Here is a 14933-nt window from a genome sequence, read left to right on the forward strand (position 1 = left end):
CGTGTGCGGCGCGTGCAGATCGTCCGGAGCGTGCGGGTCGCGCGGATCGCGCAAAGCGTGTGGGAAGGCCGTGCGGGAAGTGCGCGGGCCATGTTCTGGGAGGTGCCATGTGCATTACAAGAGGGCCTCGTGAGCCATGGAACGGGCGGGGCCGTACGGGTCCGCCCACAGCGGGGCGCCCCGCCCGGTGGCCTTTCGGACGTGGGCGCGTCAGCCTGGGGGGATGAGCTCGCAGCCCGGCGGACCGGCGCCCGAGCCCGGCCCCTCACCGGCACCCGGGCCCGGCCCCCGGCCCGCTCCGGAACCAGGGGCCGCGCCGGAGGCCGCGCCCGCCTCGGGGCCGGCGGGCGTTCCCGAGACCGAGTCCGTGGCCGGCCGGGGGCTCGCGGTCGCCCCGGAGCCCGCGGTCGCCCTCGGCTCCGCGCAGGGGCGGTGGATCGTGGTCGCGACCGTGCTCGGCTCGGCGATGGCCCTGCTGGACTCGACCGTGGTCAACGTGGCGCTGCCCCGCATCGGACAGGACCTCGGCGCCGACCTCGCCGTGCTCCAGTGGACCGTGAACGCCTACCTGCTGACCCTGGCCGGGCTGATCCTGGTGGGCGGGGCGCTCGGTGACCGGTTCGGCCGGCGCCGCGTCTTCGTCCTCGGCGTGGTGTGGTTCGCGGCGGGTTCGCTGCTGTGCGGACTCGCGCCGAACGCCGGGGTCCTGATCGCCGCCCGGGCCCTCCAGGGCGTCGGCGGCGCGCTGCTGACGCCCGGCTCCCTCGCCCTGATCCAGGGCTCGATCCGGGCGGACGACCGGGCGCGCACGGTGGGCCTGTGGTCGGGTTTCGGCGGCGTCGGCGCGGCCGTGGGGCCCTTCCTCGGCGGCTGGCTGGTGGACGGGCCGGGCTGGCGGTGGGTGTTCCTGCTGAACGTGCCGGTGGCCGCGCTGTGCGTGCCGGTGGCCCTGAAGCACGTACCGGAATCGCGGGACCCGGCGGCGGCGGGGGCGCGGTTCGACGTGCTCGGCGCGGTCCTGGGCGCGGCGGCACTGGGCCTGCTGACGTACGCGCTGATCGAGGCCCGGTCCGCGGCGGCCCCGGTCATCGGCGCGGCGGTGGGCGGGCTGCTGCTGGCGGCCGTGTTCGTGTACGTGGAGCGGCACCGGCCGGATCCGATGGTGCCGCCGGACATGTTCGCCTCCCGGCAGTTCACCGCCGTCAACCTCGTCACCCTGTTCGTCTACGCGGCCTTCGGCGGCTTCTTCTTCCTCGTCGTGCTCCAGCTCCAGGTGGTGTCCGGGTACTCCGCCCTCGGCGCCGGTGCCGCGCTGCTGCCCACCACCGTCCTGATGCTGCTGCTGTCCTCGCGGGCGGGCACGCTCGGGGAGCGGATCGGCCCGCGCGTGCCGCTCACCGTCGGGCCGTTGCTGTGCGCGGCCGGGACGCTGCTCACGCTGCGGGTGGGCCCGGACGCCTCCTACCCGCGGGACGTGCTGCCGGCCATGGTGGTGATGGGCGCGGGCATGACCGTACTGGTGGCCCCGCTGACCGCGACCGTCCTGTCGTCGGTGCCGGCCGGCCGGGCGGGCCTGGCCAGCGGGATCAACAACGCCGCCGCGCGGGCCGCCGGACTGCTCGCGGTGGCCGCGCTGCCGCTGCTGGCCGGAATGGGCCCGGACGCGTACCTGTCCGCCGAGGCCTTCGACTCGGCCTTCGGACGCGCCATGCTCTGGTGCGCGGGCGCCCTCGTGGCGGGCGCGGCCACCGCCTGGGCGACCGTACGCTCCCCCGCGCCCGGGGCCTGCCACCCCGAATGCCGCACGCACTGCGCGATCGGAGCCCCGCCGCTGGAACACCCCTCGGGAACGGAACCCGCACCGGGACCGCACTGACCGCGGCGCCGCCGGCTCGGGGGCGGGGCTACTGGTTCTGGCCGCCCAGGACGAAGAGCAGGTAGACGAAGAAGGCGAAGAGGTGCCCCACGAAGAGGTACGCGATCAGCCGGATGATCAGGCCGCGCGGGAACTTCGACTCGAAACGCTCGCGGATGGTGGGCGACGCGGGCGCCTGTGCCTGCTCCTGCTCCTGCTCCTGCTCCTGCTCCTGCTCCTGCTCCTGCTCCGGGACGGCCTGCTCTGCGGTACGGGACATCTGGTCTCCTCGGGACTCGGATTCGGGCACGGTGACGGTTCCCCCTAGTGCTGGTGCGTGGTCTTGGTGCCGAGGCACAGCCCGGCAAGGCTGCTCTGCAGCAGGGTGTGGACGAACAGCAGCTCGCACCCGCCCGGCCCGGCCGCGCCGATCCGGTGCGGGGTGAGCGAGTCGAAGTGCGCGCTGTCCCCCGGCTCCAGGAGGTGCTCGGCCTCCCCCAGGTGCAGCCGGAGCCGTCCGCTGAGCACGTACAGCCACTCCTCCCCGGGGTGTACGCGCACCAGCTCGCCCTGGCTGCGCCCGTGCGGGACGTGCACGCGCAGCGCCTGCATCCCCCGCCCGGAACCGCCGGCCTGCCAGTACGTCCACCCGTCGGCCTCGCGGGCCCCGGGGCCGCCGGCCCGTACGATGGGATCGGCGACGGCGGGGGTCTCGCCGAGCAGCTCGGAGACGGTCGTACCGTAGGTGCGGGCGAGCCCGAGCAGCAGCGGCAGCGAGGGCTGGCGCCGGCCGGTCTCCAGCCGGGACAGGTGCGCGGGCGAGAGCCTGGCCCGCGCGGCGGCGGCCTCCAGCGTGAGCCCGGCGCGGCGGCGCAGTTCGCGCAGCTGCGGGGCGACGGCGGGCAGCTCGTCGGCGAGGGCCTCCGCGGGGGCCGCGCCGCCGGTGCCACTGCCGTGGGTGCCGTCTGGATCCTCGGAGCGGGGCGTCATACCCCGATTGAGCCAGAGGGTTGCCTCCCTGGCAAACGTGCTTGCCTCTGAGGCAAAACGCCGCGCCCGGACCCCCGGTCGGCGCCCCCTCAGCCGTCCCGGCGGCCCTGTTCCAGTACGGTCTCCACCGTGTCCGCCTCCTCCGCCGTCTTGTCCGGGCGGTGCCGCAGGACCCGGGCGAAGCGCAGGGCGACCCCAGACGGGTAACGCAGGGAGCGCTGGAGGCCGTCGTAGGCGATCTCCACCACCAGTTCGGGCCTGACCCGGACGGTGAATCCGTCGTCCTCCACCGCCAGCTCGTGCAGCCGCGCGGTCTGCCAGCGCAGCATCTCGTCCGTCAGCCCCTTGAAGGTCTTGCCGAGCATGGCGTAGCCGCCGTCCCCGGTGCGCGCGCCCAGGTGCAGGTTGGACAGCAGGCCGGTGCGGCGCCCGTGGCCGCGTTCGGCGGCGAGCACCACCAGGTCGAGGGTGTGGACCGGTTTCACCTTGAGCCACTGCTTGCCGCGCCGGCCCGCCGCGTACGGGGAGTCCAGGGCCTTGACCACGACCCCCTCGTGGCCCCGGCGCAGGGTCCGCGCCCAGAACTCCTCGGCGGCGGCCGCCCCCGCCCCGGCGTCCTCCACCACCAGCCGCCGCACCCGGGCCGGCTCGGGGACCAGGGCGGCCAGGGCCGCGTGCCGCTCGCGGACCGGCAGGTCCAGCAGGACCTCGTCGCCGAGGGCCAGCACGTCGAAGAAGTAGACGGTCACCGGGAGGGCCTCGCGCGCCGCCGCCACGTCCAGCCGGGAGCCGACCCGGCCCGCGATCTCCTGGAAGGGCACCGGCCGCCCGGCGGCGTCCTGCCCGATGACCTCCCCGTCGAGGACGAACCGCTCGCCGGGCAGGCTCCGGGCCAGCTCGGCCACCTCCGGCAGCCGGCCGGTGATCTCGTCGAGGGAGCGGGTGTGGATCCGTACCTCGTCCCCGTCCCGGTGCACCTGTACCCGGATCCCGTCGAGCTTCTCCTCCACCGCGCAGGGGGCGAGCGCGGCCAGGGCGTCGGCCAGGGAGCGCGCGGTGCCGGCCAGCATGGGCTGTACGGGCTGCCCGATGCGCAGGGTGACCCCGCGCAGCGCCTCGGCGCCCCCGGCCAGCGCGGCCGCCGCCGTGCGGGGCAGCGAGCCGTCCAGCATCACGGCCCGGCGCAGCTCGGCGGCCGGCACCCCGGAGGCCTTGGCCACCCCTTCCAGGGCGACGGCGTCCAGCGCGCCCTGGCGCACCTCCCCGGACAGCAGACTGCGCAGGAAGCGCTGTTCGTCCGCGGTGGCGGCGCCGAGCAGGCCGGCGACGATCCGGCGGCGTTCGGCCTGCGCCCCCGGCCCCGCCACGGCGGCCAGCTCCGCCACGGCGGCGTCGACGGCCGTCACCGTGAGCGCCGGCTCCTCGGCGGGGGCGGTGTCCTGGGCCAGGGTGCGCCACCCGACTCCGGGGCGGCCCTGCGGGAGCCGCCCGGAGAGGTAGGCGATGACCAGGGCGGCCTCCTCCGCGGGGGCGGCCGCGAAGAGCTCCGCGAGCAAGGCGGTCTTGCGGGAGCGGGCGGAGGTCTCCGCGACCTCCCGGGACACACGTGCGACCTCGGCAAGCAGCATGCCGCCCATCCTCCCGCCGCTCGCCCCCCACCGCAGACCCACCCCGCCGGAACGGGTCCGCCGCGTGACGAAACGCGGCCCCGGATCCCGGACCCCGGGCCTCGGGCCACAGCCGACGGGCCATGGCGTCGGGCCACCGACGAGCGGCGCCGGGCCACGGGCCACGGCGTCGGGCCACGGGCCCACCGGCGACCGGCAGCGGCCGGGGTCTACTGCGGGTGCGGTACGGCCGTGCGTGCGGGTAGTCCTGGAGAAGGGGCCGAGCTCACCCTGAGGGAGCTCGGGGAAGACGATCACGGGCTTTAGGGTGCCCGTATGAAGCTACGACTGCCCCGGCGGCCCCGGGACCGCCTGCTCGCCGGCGCCGCCGCCCTCGCCGTCCTGGTGGGCGCCGGCTCCTGGACGGCCGCCGCGTCCGGGGACGAGCCGGCCGTGCGCCGCGAGGACCGGTTCGTGCAGGTGCCCGGGCTGGACGCCGCGGGTCCGGGCGCGCCCGGTGCCGGGATCGACACCTCCTTCTTCACCTCCGGGGACCCCTCGGCGAAGCGGCCCGCCGTGCTCCTCGGCCACGGCTTCGGCGGCAGCAAGGACGACGTCCGCGCCCAGGCCGAGCGCCTGGCCCGCGACGGCTACGCCGTCATGACCTGGTCGGCGCGCGGCTTCGGCCGTTCCGGCGGGAAGATCGGGCTCAACGACCCCGAGCACGAGGTCAAGGACGTCTCCGCGCTCGTCGACGCGCTGGCCCGGCGGCCCGAGGTGCGGCTCGACGCGGACGGCGACCCCCGCGTGGGCGTTGCCGGAGCCTCCTACGGCGGGGCCGTGGCCCTGCTGGCGGCCGGGTACGACCGGCGGGTGGACGCGATCGCCCCGCAGATCACGTACTGGAACCTCGCCGACTCCCTCTTCCCCCAGGGCGTGTTCAAGAAGCTCTGGGCCGGGATCTTCTTCACCACCGGCGCGGCGGGCGGCCTCCAGCAGGCGCAGCCCCTCGCGGACGCCGGTACGCCGACGGCGGGAACGGCGGGACCGGCGGGACCGGCCGGCGCGCCCGGCTGCGGCCGGTTCGAGCCGCAGCTGTGCGCCATGTACGAGCGCGTCGCGGTGGCCGGGAAGCCCGACGCCGAGGCGCGCGAGCTGCTGGAGCGGCGCAGCCCCTCGGCCGTGGCCGGCCGGATCAAGGTGCCGGCGCTGATCGTGCAGGGGCAGGAGGACTCCCTCTTCCCGCTGGACCAGGCCGACGCCATGGCGAAGGCCATCGCCGCGAACGGGGCCCCCGTGGCCCTGGACTGGGCGGCCGGCGGGCACGACGGCGGGATGCGCGAGGCGGCCCGGGTCGAGGCCCGGGTGACCGCCTGGTTCGACCGCTACCTGAAGGACGACGGCTCGGCGGACACCGGCCCGGCGTTCCGGGTGTCGCGCTCCGGCGGGTTCGACTCCACCGACGGGCGGCTGACCCTGCGCGGCGCGAGCGGGGAGCGCTACCCGGGACTGGCCTCCGCTCCGCGCGGGTTCGCCCTCTCGGGCCGTGAGCAGACCTTCGCCAACCCGGCGGGCGGGGCGCCGCCGGCGCTGTCCGCGCTGCCCGGGGTCGGCGGTCAGCTCGCCGCCCTCGGAACCGGGCTCTCGCTGGACTTCCCCGGGCAGAACGCCCGCTTCGAGTCGGAGCCCCTGACCGAGGCCGTACGGGTCACCGGCTCGCCGACCGTCACCCTGAAGGTGAGGTCGACGGCCGCCGACGGATCGGCCGTGCTGTTCGGCAAGGTGTACGACGTGGGGCCGGACGGGCGCCAGCAGGTGCTGCCTTCCCAGCTGGTCGCGCCCGTACGGGTGGAGGACGCCGGGCAGGGCCGGAGCGTGGAGCTGCGGCTCCCGGCGATCGACCACGCCGTCCAGGCAGGGCACCGGCTGCGGCTGGTGGTCGCCGCCACCGACCTCGGCTACGCCTCACCGGCCGCTCCGGCCTCCTACACCGTCTCGGCGGAGGGCCCGCTGCGGGTGCCCGTCGCGGACGGGGTGGAGACCGCGGCCGCCGGGCTGCCCGCCTGGACCTGGTGGATGCCGCTGGGCGCGCTGGCGCTGGCCGCGGGGCTCCTCGGGATCCGGCGGACCGGCGGGGGCCGGGCGGGGACGCGGGTGCGGGAAGCGCAGCCCGAACCCGCACTGGCCGACGTACCACTGGACATCACCGGGCTGACGAAGCGGTACGCGAAGGCACAGGACCGCTACGCCGTGCGGGACCTGTCCTTCCGGGTGGAGAAGGGCCAGGTGCTGGGCCTGCTCGGGCCCAACGGCGCGGGCAAGACCACGACCCTGCGGATGCTGATGGGCCTGATCACGCCGGACGCCGGGGAGATCCGGGTGTTCGGGCATCCGATCCGGCCCGGCGCCCCGGTGCTGTCGCGGGTGGGGGCGTTCGTGGAGGGCGCCGGGTTCCTGCCGCACCTGACGGGCCGGACCAACCTGGAGCTGTACTGGCAGGCCACGGGCCGTCCCGTCGAGGACGCGCACATGGCGGAGGCCCTGGAGATCGCCGGGCTCGGCGACGCGCTGGAGCGGGCGGTGCGCACGTACTCGCAGGGCATGCGCCAGCGGCTCGCCATCGCGCAGGCGATGCTCGGGATGCCGGACCTGCTGATCCTCGACGAGCCGACGAACGGTCTGGACCCGCCGCAGATCAGGGAGATGCGGGACGTGATGATCCGCTACGCCGCCGGCGGGCGGACGGTCATCGTCTCCAGCCACCTGCTGTCGGAGGTGGAGCAGTCCTGCACGCACCTGGTGGTCATGGACCGCGGGCGGCTCGTGCGGGCCGGCGAGGTCGCCGAGATCACCGGCGGCGGGGACACCCTGCTGGTGACCCTGGCGGAGCCGGTGGACGAGGTGACGGTGGGGAAGGTCGCCGCCCTGGAGGGCGTGGCCTCCGCGGTGCCCTGCGACGAGGGGCTGCTCGTCCGGCTCGACGGCGCGTCGCCCGCGGCGCTGATCGGCGATCTCGTGCGGCTGGAGCTGCCGGTGTCGGCGGTGGGGCCGCACCGGAGGCTGGAGGACGCCTTCCTCACCCTGATCGGAGGTACGGCATGAGCACCGTGGAGGAGACCCGGGTGGAGGAGACCCGGGTGCGGGAGACCGCGCCCGGCTACCGGGCGGGGCGGACGCTGCCGCTGCGGGTGGAGGCGCTGCGGCAGTGGCGCAGGCGGCGGACGATGGTGATGGGCGGGGTGCTGGCCGCCCTGCCGTTCGTGATGATCATCGCGTTCGCGGTGGGCGGCGGCCCGGACGGGGGGCGGGGCGGGGGCGGCGCCGACGGGCGGATCAGCCTGATCGACACGGCGACGGCCTCCGGCGCGAACTTCGCGGTGACCTGCCTGTTCGTGTCGGCCGGGTTCCTGCTGGTGGTGCCGGTGGCGCTGTTCTGCGGGGACACGGTGGCCTCGGAGGCGAGCTGGTCCTCGCTGCGGTACCTGCTGGCCTCGCCGGTGCCGAGGGGCCGGCTGCTGTGGAGCAAGCTGGTGGTGGCGCTGGGGTTCAGCCTGGCGGCGATCGTCCTGCTGCCGGTGGTGGCGCTGGCGGCGGGCACGGCCGCGTACGGCTGGGGGCCGCTGCGGCTCCCGACGGGCGGGGCGCTGGACGCCGGTGACTCCGTGCCGCGGCTGGCGCTGGCGGTGGCGTTCGTGTTCGTGTCGCAGCTGGTGACGGCCGGGCTGGCGTTCTGGCTGTCGACGCGGACGGACGCGCCGCTCGGCGCGGTGGGCGGGGCGGTCGGCCTCACGATCGTGGGGAACGTGCTGGACGCGGTGACGGCCCTCGGGTCGTGGCGCGACTTCCTGCCCGCCCACTGGCAGTTCGCCTGGGCGGACGCCCTGCAGCCGCAGCTGGAGTGGGGCGGGATGGTCAAGGGCGTGGTGGTGTCGGTGTCGTACGCCGTGGTGCTGTTCGCGCTCGCCTTCCGGGGGTTCTCCCGCAAGGACGTCACGTCCTAACCCCCCGGGTCCGGCCGCGGGCCCGCGCGACCACGCGCGGGCCCGCGTCTACGCGTGGGCGCGCGCGACCTCGTCGATCTCGGCCAGCAGCTCCGCTTCCAGGGGCCGTTCGGCCGTCGCGGCGTTGGCGCGCACCTGCTCGGGCGAGGTGGCTCCGGCGATGACGGAGGAACAGCCGGGCTGGGCGGAGAGCCAGCCGAGGCCCAGTTCCAGGACGCTGCGGCCGTACCGGTCGGCGATCGCGGCCAGCGCCTCCACGGTGTCGAGGCGCTCCTCGGTGAGGTAGCCCTCGCGGCCTTCGAGGCGGGAGCCGGCCGGGACGGGGGCGCCCCGGCGGATCTTGCCGGTGAGGAGGCCGTTGGCCAGCGGAAAGTACGGGAGGACGCCGAGGCCGTAGTGGCGGGCGGCCGGGACCAGTTCCCGCTCGGCGGAACGCTGGAGCAGCGACCACTCGTTCTGCGCGGAGACGAAGGGCGCGGCACCGGTCTCGCGGGCCGTGTGGGCGGCTTCGGCGAGCTGCCAGCCGCTGAGGTTGGAGTGCCCGATGTAGCGGACCTTGCCCTCGGCGACGAGTTCGGTGAGGGCGGCGAGGGTTTCGGCGACGGGCGTCCCCGGGTCGGGGCTGTGCAGCTGGTAGAGGTCGATGTGGTCGGTGTCCAGGCGGCGCAGGGACTCCTCGACGGCGCGGCGGATGTAGGCGCGGCCGCCGCGGGATCCGGCGGCGGGGCCGTATCCCATGTCGACGCCGTCGTAACCGAACTTGGTGGCGAGGACGACCTGGTCGCGGCGGCCCTTGAGGGCCTGGCCGAGGTGGCTCTCGGAGCCGCCGCGGCCGCCGTAGATGTCGGCGGTGTCGAGGAGGGTGATCCCGGAGTCGAGGGCGGCGTCGACGACGGCGGCGGTGGCCCGGGCGTCGAGGCGTCCGCCGAAGTTGTTGCAGCCGAGGCCGACGGCGGAGACCTTCAGCCCTGAGGTGCCCAGGGGGACGTAGCGCATGCGGGTTCTTCCTCCGTGCTCGTGCGGTGGGCCACGTCGCAGTCTAGGGAGACCGGTCGGCCGGGCCGGCCCGCGGGGCGTGAACAGTGTGTGTCGGCCGCGGCCGGGACGGCGCGCACACGGCGCGAAAGGGGTGGACCGCACCGGGACGGTCTGTTTAGGATCAAGTTGACGGCATCGCGTGTCGGTCACCGACCGGGTGAGGCATGGAGGTGCCGTGACTGCCTTTCGGAGGCATTCACCCATGTCGGTCCAGCTGAACCACACGATCGTCCACTCCCTCGACAACAAGGCGTCCGCCGCTTTCCTCGCGGACGTCCTCGGTCTCGAAGTCGGCCCTGAGTGGGGCCCGTTCGTCCCCGTGTCCACCGCCAACGGCGTGACCCTGGACTTCGCGACCATCCCGGCCGAGTCCATCACGCCGCAGCACTACGCGTTCCTGATCTCGGAGGAGGAGTTCGACTCCGCCTTCGCGAAGATCCGGGCGTCGGGGGTCGAGTACTTCGCCGACCCGCACGGCCGGCACCCGGGCGAGATCAACCACAACGACGGGGGCCGCGGGGTGTACTTCATGGACCCCGCCGGGCACGCGATGGAGATCATCACCCGTCCGTACGGCGGCTAGTACGGCCTTCCGGCCCGGCCCGCACGGGCCTGGCCGGATCCCCGGACGGCCGGGCCGGCTCCTTTCGGGGCCGGCCCGGATCCGTTCACGGCCGTGTCACGGCAGGTAGACGATGCTGGGGGCGCCCGTGGTCGGGTGGACCCCGACGCGGGTGCGGACCCCGTACACCTCCGCCAGCAGGGCCTCGTCCAGTACGTCGCCCGGCGGACCCGCGGCGACGACGCGGCCCGCCGACAGGACGTACAGCCGGTCGCAGAAGGAGGCCGCGAGGTTCAGGTCGTGCAGGACGAGCAGGGCGGTCGCGGGCAGGCCGCGGACCAGGCCGAGCACCTCCAACTGGTAGCGGATGTCCAGGTGGTTCGTCGGCTCGTCGAGGGCCAGCAGGCCCGGTTCCTGGACGAGGGCGCGGGCGACGAGGGCGCGTTGGCGCTCGCCGCCGGAGAGCTCCTCGAAGCGCCGCTCCGCGTAGCCGGCCGCGCCGACCGTCTCCAGTGCCCCGGCCACCTGCCGCCGGTCCCTCGGGCCGTCCTGCTCCCAGAAGCGCTTGTGCGGGCTGCGGCCCATGGCGACGACCTCGCGGACGGTCAGCCCGAAGGTGCCGGTGGCGTCCTGCGGGACCACCGCCACGCGCCGGGCCCGTTCCCTGGCGCCGAGCGCGCCGGCGTCGGCCCCGTCGAGGAGCACCCGGCCGGCGGTGGGCCGCAGCGTGCCGTAGACGCAGCGCAGCAGGGTGGTCTTGCCGCTGCCGTTCGGCCCCACCACGCCGACCGTCTCGCCGGGGCGGGCGGTGAGGTCGACGCCGTGCAGCAGGGTGTGCCCGTCCACTTCGTAACGCAGGGCCTCGACGGTGAGTTCCGCCGGTCCGCGCGTCATCCCGCCACCCCCTCGGTGCGGCTGGTGCGGCGCAGCATCCACAGGAAGAACGGCCCGCCCACCAGCGCGGTGACCACCCCGACCGGGATCTCCTCGGGGGCCGCGGCAGTACGGGCGACCAGGTCGGCCAGGACCAGGAAGACGGCCCCGGCGAGCGCGGCCACGGGCAGCAGCGCGCGGTGGCCGGCGCCGACGGCCATCCGGGCGGCGTGCGGGACCATCAGGCCGACGAAGCCGATGGCCCCGCTGTAGGCGACGAGCACCCCGACCACGAGGGAGGCGAGCACGAACACGGCCGCCCGGAAGCGGCCGGTGTCCAGGCCGAGGGTGCGCGCACCCTCCTCCCCCGCGAGCAGCAGGTCCAGCGGCCGGGCCAGGGCGGTGAGCAGGACGGTGCCGGCGAGCAGCGCGGCGGCCGGCAGGGCGAGTTCGTCCCAGCGGGCCCCGCCGAGGCCGCCCAGGGTCCAGAACAGGGCGGTGCGCAGCTGGTCGGGTTTGGCGGACAGGACGAGGACCAGGCTGGTCAGCGCGGAGAGGACGTACTGCACGGCGACCCCGGCCAGGATCAGCCGGCCGGTGGTCATGGTGCCGCCGCGGCGGGCCAGGGCGTAGACGGCGACGAGCGCGGCCAGGGACCCGGCGAAGGCGGCGGCCGGCAGGCCGAGTCCGCCCGCCGCCGCGGCGCCCGCGCCGGACACGATGACCAGCACCGCGCCCGCCGAGGCCCCGGAGGAGGCTCCGAGCAGGAAGGGGTCGGCGAGCGGGTTGCGCACGAGGGCCTGGAGCACGGTGCCGGTCACGGCCAGTCCGGCCCCGACGACGGCTCCGAGCAGGACGCGCGGCATCCGCACGTCCCACACGATGGAGGCGAAGGCCCCGCGCGCGCCGGGGCCGCCGAGGACGATGTCGAGGACCTGGCCGGGCGGTATCCGTACGGGTCCCAGGGCCAGCCCGGCCACCATCGAGACGGCGAGCGCGGCGGCGAGCAGCACCAGCGACAGCCCGCGCCTCACGGGGCGTCGGGGTGCAGCTGGCGGCCGAGGGACTCGACGGCGTCGGCGACGCGCACGCCGAGCACGGCGGAGGAGAGCGGCAGCACCACGAACCGCCGGTTCTTGACGGCGGGAACCTCGGCCAGCGCCGGGTCGTTCACCAGGCGCTGCTTCTTGGCCTCGACGGTGGTGCCGCCGTAGTCGTAGATGAGGACGACCTCGGGCGCGCGCTCGATGACCTTCTCCCACGGCACGTCGCCGAAGGTGTCCTTGAGGTCGGCGAACGCGTTCGTGCCTCCGGCGAGGGAGACGATCTCGTTGCCGATGCCGTTGCCCCCCGAGGTGAAGGCGGAGGCCTCGCCGGAGTCGTAGACGAAGACGGACGGCCGGGGCCGGTTCTTCACCCGTGCGGTGACGGCGTCGACGCGCCGCTGCTCCTCCCGGACGAGTTCCTCGCCCCGCTCGGGCACGCCGAAGGTCCGGGCGACCTCGGTGATCTCGGTCTTGAGCTGTTCGAGCCCGACCGGGCCCTGGGTGCAGTACTCCACGCTCAGCCGTGACCCGATGCCGGCCTTCGCCAGCGCGTCCCGGTCCCGGCCCTGCCCCTTGTCGAAGGCGCTGGCGTAACCGCCGTACACGAAGTCGGGGTTGGCGCCGAGGAGCACTTCCTTCGAGGGGTACTCCTTCGCCAGCACCTTGATCCGGTCGTAGGCGGGCCGGTAGGCGGGCAGCACGGAGTCGTCGAGATAGGCGGTCCCGGCCATCCGGTCCTGCAGCCCGAGGGCCAGCATGAGTTCGGTGGCGTGCTGGTTCATGGTGACGGCGCGCTCGGGCGGCGCCTGGTAGGTGCTGCTGACACCGCAGTTGGTGACGGTGTACGGGAACCCGGGCGCGGCCTGCGCCCCGCCCCCGGACCGCTCGGGCCCGGCGGGCCCGCCGCAGGCGGCGAGCGGCACGACGAGGGCGAAGGGCAGGAAGGAGCGCACGGCGGCGCGGACACGCGACATGGTGAGGCCTCTCCGGGGGATCCTCGTCCCCGGTCGAAGTGAAGAGGCGGTGCGTCAGTGTCTGACTCCCGGCCCCCACGCACGCGCACGCGGCGACCGGTCACAGTGGCGGGACCGCACCGGATTCACACCGGTTTCCTGTCCTGCACCGCCGGGACAACCCGGCCAAGTCTGCCAGACGCGGCCTTTGCACCCGGAAGGGGTGGTGGCGGACTCAGGAGAGCGGCCGTCCCCCGTCGCGGAGGAGTTGGTTGTCGGAGAGGTTGTCCGCCCTCTCCCGCAGCAGAGCCCGGCGTTCCGCGGACAGGTGCCAGACGACCTCCGCCTTCCTCATTTCCGGGAGCTGCTTCAGCTCCCTGTAGCCGGCCTCGACGTCGTAGGTTTCGAGGGTGCGGGCCACGCCGTGGGCCCACCGGGAGTCCCAGACGGCGGCGGCTTGATGGCGTGGAAGGGACTCCAGCAGACGGTCGGCGTCGATCGTCGACACGACGAGCGCGGCCGCCAGATGACGGTGGACGTGATGGGCCCTGCCGCTCAGCTCATCCGCCAGCAGCATCCCGGAAACGCGTTCCACGAGGGGGCCCTCCTGGTAGCGCTGGAGGAGGTCGGCCAACCGCCGGTCGTCCGTGTACCGGAGGAGACCCGCCCGGGTGTCGGGCGAGAACGCCTCGTAGATGCCGAAGCCGATGTCGGAACCGGTGACCAGCTCGACCAGCCGCTGCGGCCGCAGCGCGCTCAGCACGTCGGCGACCTGTGGCAGGCCGACGCCCTTGGCCGTACACAGGAGGCGCAGCTCCTCCGGCGGTTCCCACAGGGCGACGACGGCAGTCGTGAGGAACTCGAGGGGCATGTGGTCGAGGAGCGCGAGCCGGGCGCTCGGATTGCCGATCAGGAGCCAGTTGACGAACTCCCGGTCGGCCACTGCCCGCAGGACACGTGCGGCCGTCTCGGGCGGCATTCCGCCGGATGACAGCAGCGTGGTCATGACGTCGGTGGGGAGACGTGTGGCGAAACACTCCAGGACGTCGGGCTGGAAGGTGAAGTTCCCTCCTTCGCCGAGTTCTCCGATCAGTCGGAGCGTCTGTTCCAGCGTCAGCCTGGAAAGAAGACCTGTACACCACGCTTGCGGTGCCGCCAGCGCGAGGCGCCTGGCGCTCACCGCGTCCATGGCAAGGAGCCGTTCGACGGCGAGCAGCTCGTCGATGGACACCAGGACGTCCACTGCGGCTGACGACTCCAGGAGCGCCATCCGCGCCGCCGCCGGCCCGGTTTCCATGGCCGCGATGACCGAGGCGCGCTCCTCCGGGGACATCTCGACGAGCATCTCGGCCGCCTTGGAGACCGGCAGAGTAGCCAGCTTCCGGGCTGTCACCTCGACGGGGTCCCGTCCGATGAACATGTTTCCCTGGGCGACCTGGTAGACGCGGCTGTTGTCGGCCGCCTCGATGTTGACGCTGATGCTGCGCGATTCTTCCGTGTTCATGATCCTGAGATGTGCATTTCGCCTTGGCCGAGTTGGTACACGCGCGCTTCGCCGGACGCCTTTGCGACCTGGCGGACGTCGCCGCTCCAGGTCTTGTGCGTCGAGGCCCCGTCCTCGTTCAAGGAGGCGACGATATTGCGCAGCTCCTCGGCCACCGCTTCCCTCGCCGCTCCCGCCCGGGACTCCAGCAGGTCCTCAAGGCGTGCCTGCCAGCTCCCTTCCTGCAGGATGCGGACCCGGGCGGACTGTTCGGGCAGGGCGTCGGCGATCAGCTGCGCCGTCCGTTCGAGCCGCTGCAGTTCAGCGGCGGCCCGCTGGGCGTCGCCGTCGCCCATCAGGGTCGCCAAGCGGTGCCGGAGGCTCGCCCAGGCATCGGTCCCGGCAGCCTGGACCACTGCGGTACTGCACGACGCGGCCACCGCCGCCAGCGCCTCTGTCAGCATGCTTCCTCCCCGACGATCGCGTGGACCACGCAATGTACCGATCGGCGGCGCTGCGGGTGCC

The 14933-nt window shown here is 74.6% G+C and carries 13 protein-coding genes and 1 riboswitch; of the genes, 4 read left to right on the plus strand and 9 right to left on the minus strand.

The features are described 5' to 3' along the window. The first annotated feature begins 223 nt into the window (after window positions 1-223). Window positions 224-1876, plus strand: a complete 1653-nt coding sequence (locus tag ABD973_RS02035; protein WP_345497981.1) for a DHA2 family efflux MFS transporter permease subunit — start codon at window positions 224-226, stop codon at window positions 1874-1876. 28 nt (window positions 1877-1904) lie between these two features. On the opposite strand, the gene ABD973_RS34700 is transcribed toward ABD973_RS02035, so the two are convergent. From ABD973_RS34700 to ABD973_RS02050, 3 genes are all read right to left on the minus strand, one after another. Continuing rightward, on the minus strand, window positions 1905-2135 hold the full coding sequence (locus ABD973_RS34700; protein ID WP_386382111.1) for a DUF6126 family protein: 231 nt from the start codon (window positions 2133-2135) through the stop codon (window positions 1905-1907). A 44-nt stretch (window positions 2136-2179) separates the two neighbouring features. Continuing rightward, window positions 2180-2845, minus strand: coding sequence for a helix-turn-helix domain-containing protein (locus tag ABD973_RS02045; RefSeq protein WP_241253470.1), 666 nt, complete (start codon window positions 2843-2845; stop codon window positions 2180-2182). Window positions 2846-2934: 89 nt separating this feature from the next. After that, on the minus strand, window positions 2935-4473 hold the full coding sequence (locus ABD973_RS02050) for an ATP-dependent DNA ligase (protein WP_345497984.1): 1539 nt from the start codon (window positions 4471-4473) through the stop codon (window positions 2935-2937). Window positions 4474-4788: 315 nt separating this feature from the next. Here ABD973_RS02050 and ABD973_RS02055 point away from each other — a divergent pair, with 315 nt between their 5' ends. Both ABD973_RS02055 and ABD973_RS02060 read left to right on the plus strand, forming a co-directional pair. Further along, the gene (locus ABD973_RS02055; protein ID WP_125823486.1) at window positions 4789-7554 is read left to right on the plus strand and encodes an alpha/beta fold hydrolase; all 2766 of its coding nucleotides are present in this window, start codon (window positions 4789-4791) and stop codon (window positions 7552-7554) included. After that, entirely contained in the window at window positions 7551-8453 is a 903-nt protein-coding gene (locus ABD973_RS02060) for an ABC transporter permease (protein ID WP_125823485.1), read from the plus strand. Before ABD973_RS02055 ends, ABD973_RS02060 begins: the two co-directional genes overlap by 4 nt. A gap of 48 nt (window positions 8454-8501) precedes the next feature. On the opposite strand, the gene ABD973_RS02065 is transcribed toward ABD973_RS02060, so the two are convergent. Then, window positions 8502-9449: an aldo/keto reductase gene (locus ABD973_RS02065; protein ID WP_125823484.1), complete on the minus strand. Its 948-nt coding sequence runs from the start codon at window positions 9447-9449 to the stop codon at window positions 8502-8504. A 244-nt stretch (window positions 9450-9693) separates the two neighbouring features. On the opposite strand from ABD973_RS02065, the gene ABD973_RS02070 reads away from it, so the two are divergent. Then, a complete protein-coding gene (locus ABD973_RS02070; protein ID WP_125604026.1) occupies window positions 9694-10074 on the plus strand; it encodes a VOC family protein in 381 nt (126 codons plus the stop codon). Between the two features lie 96 nt (window positions 10075-10170). Here the strand turns inward: ABD973_RS02070 and ABD973_RS02075 are convergent, their stop codons facing one another. The 5 genes from ABD973_RS02075 to ABD973_RS02095 form a co-directional block, all read right to left on the minus strand. After that, the gene (locus tag ABD973_RS02075) at window positions 10171-10947 is read right to left on the minus strand and encodes an ABC transporter ATP-binding protein (RefSeq protein WP_125823483.1); all 777 of its coding nucleotides are present in this window, start codon (window positions 10945-10947) and stop codon (window positions 10171-10173) included. Then, complete coding sequence (locus tag ABD973_RS02080) at window positions 10944-11960, minus strand: FecCD family ABC transporter permease (protein WP_206436606.1); 1017 nt, start codon at window positions 11958-11960, stop codon at window positions 10944-10946. The genes ABD973_RS02075 and ABD973_RS02080 overlap by 4 nt, the downstream gene beginning before the upstream one ends. Further along, the gene (locus ABD973_RS02085) at window positions 11957-12946 is read right to left on the minus strand and encodes an ABC transporter substrate-binding protein (RefSeq protein ID WP_345497994.1); all 990 of its coding nucleotides are present in this window, start codon (window positions 12944-12946) and stop codon (window positions 11957-11959) included. The genes ABD973_RS02080 and ABD973_RS02085 overlap by 4 nt, the downstream gene beginning before the upstream one ends. A gap of 35 nt (window positions 12947-12981) precedes the next feature. Continuing rightward, a riboswitch (cobalamin riboswitch) is annotated at window positions 12982-13123 on the minus strand. A 37-nt stretch (window positions 13124-13160) separates the two neighbouring features. Continuing rightward, complete coding sequence (locus ABD973_RS02090) at window positions 13161-14429, minus strand: magnesium and cobalt transport protein CorA (RefSeq protein ID WP_345497996.1); 1269 nt, start codon at window positions 14427-14429, stop codon at window positions 13161-13163. Continuing rightward, entirely contained in the window at window positions 14426-14872 is a 447-nt protein-coding gene (locus tag ABD973_RS02095) for a hypothetical protein (RefSeq protein WP_125823480.1), read from the minus strand. Before ABD973_RS02095 ends, ABD973_RS02090 begins: the two co-directional genes overlap by 4 nt. Between the last annotated feature and the right edge of the window lie 61 nt (window positions 14873-14933).

Origin of the sequence: Streptomyces racemochromogenes, from assembly GCF_039535215.1 — a bacterium.
GTDB classification, from domain to species: Bacteria; Actinomycetota; Actinomycetes; order Streptomycetales; family Streptomycetaceae; genus Streptomyces; species Streptomyces racemochromogenes.

Excerpts from the sequence above, each read along its gene's own strand:
- ABD973_RS02035 (WP_345497981.1), top strand. The coding sequence starts at position 224 with ATGAGCTCGCAGCCCGGCGGACCGGCGCCCGAGCCCGGCCCCTCACCG.
- ABD973_RS34700 (WP_386382111.1), bottom strand. The coding sequence starts at position 2,135 with ATGTCCCGTACCGCAGAGCAGGCCGTCCCGGAGCAGGAGCAGGAGCAG.
- ABD973_RS02045 (WP_241253470.1), bottom strand. The coding sequence starts at position 2,845 with ATGACGCCCCGCTCCGAGGATCCAGACGGCACCCACGGCAGTGGCACC.
- ABD973_RS02050 (WP_345497984.1), bottom strand. The coding sequence starts at position 4,473 with ATGCTGCTTGCCGAGGTCGCACGTGTGTCCCGGGAGGTCGCGGAGACC.
- ABD973_RS02055 (WP_125823486.1), top strand. The coding sequence starts at position 4,789 with ATGAAGCTACGACTGCCCCGGCGGCCCCGGGACCGCCTGCTCGCCGGC.
- ABD973_RS02060 (WP_125823485.1), top strand. The coding sequence starts at position 7,551 with ATGAGCACCGTGGAGGAGACCCGGGTGGAGGAGACCCGGGTGCGGGAG.
- ABD973_RS02065 (WP_125823484.1), bottom strand. The coding sequence starts at position 9,449 with ATGCGCTACGTCCCCCTGGGCACCTCAGGGCTGAAGGTCTCCGCCGTC.
- ABD973_RS02070 (WP_125604026.1), top strand. The coding sequence starts at position 9,694 with ATGTCGGTCCAGCTGAACCACACGATCGTCCACTCCCTCGACAACAAG.
- ABD973_RS02075 (WP_125823483.1), bottom strand. The coding sequence starts at position 10,947 with ATGACGCGCGGACCGGCGGAACTCACCGTCGAGGCCCTGCGTTACGAA.
- ABD973_RS02085 (WP_345497994.1), bottom strand. The coding sequence starts at position 12,946 with ATGTCGCGTGTCCGCGCCGCCGTGCGCTCCTTCCTGCCCTTCGCCCTC.
- ABD973_RS02090 (WP_345497996.1), bottom strand. The coding sequence starts at position 14,429 with ATGAACACGGAAGAATCGCGCAGCATCAGCGTCAACATCGAGGCGGCC.
- ABD973_RS02095 (WP_125823480.1), bottom strand. The coding sequence starts at position 14,872 with ATGCTGACAGAGGCGCTGGCGGCGGTGGCCGCGTCGTGCAGTACCGCA.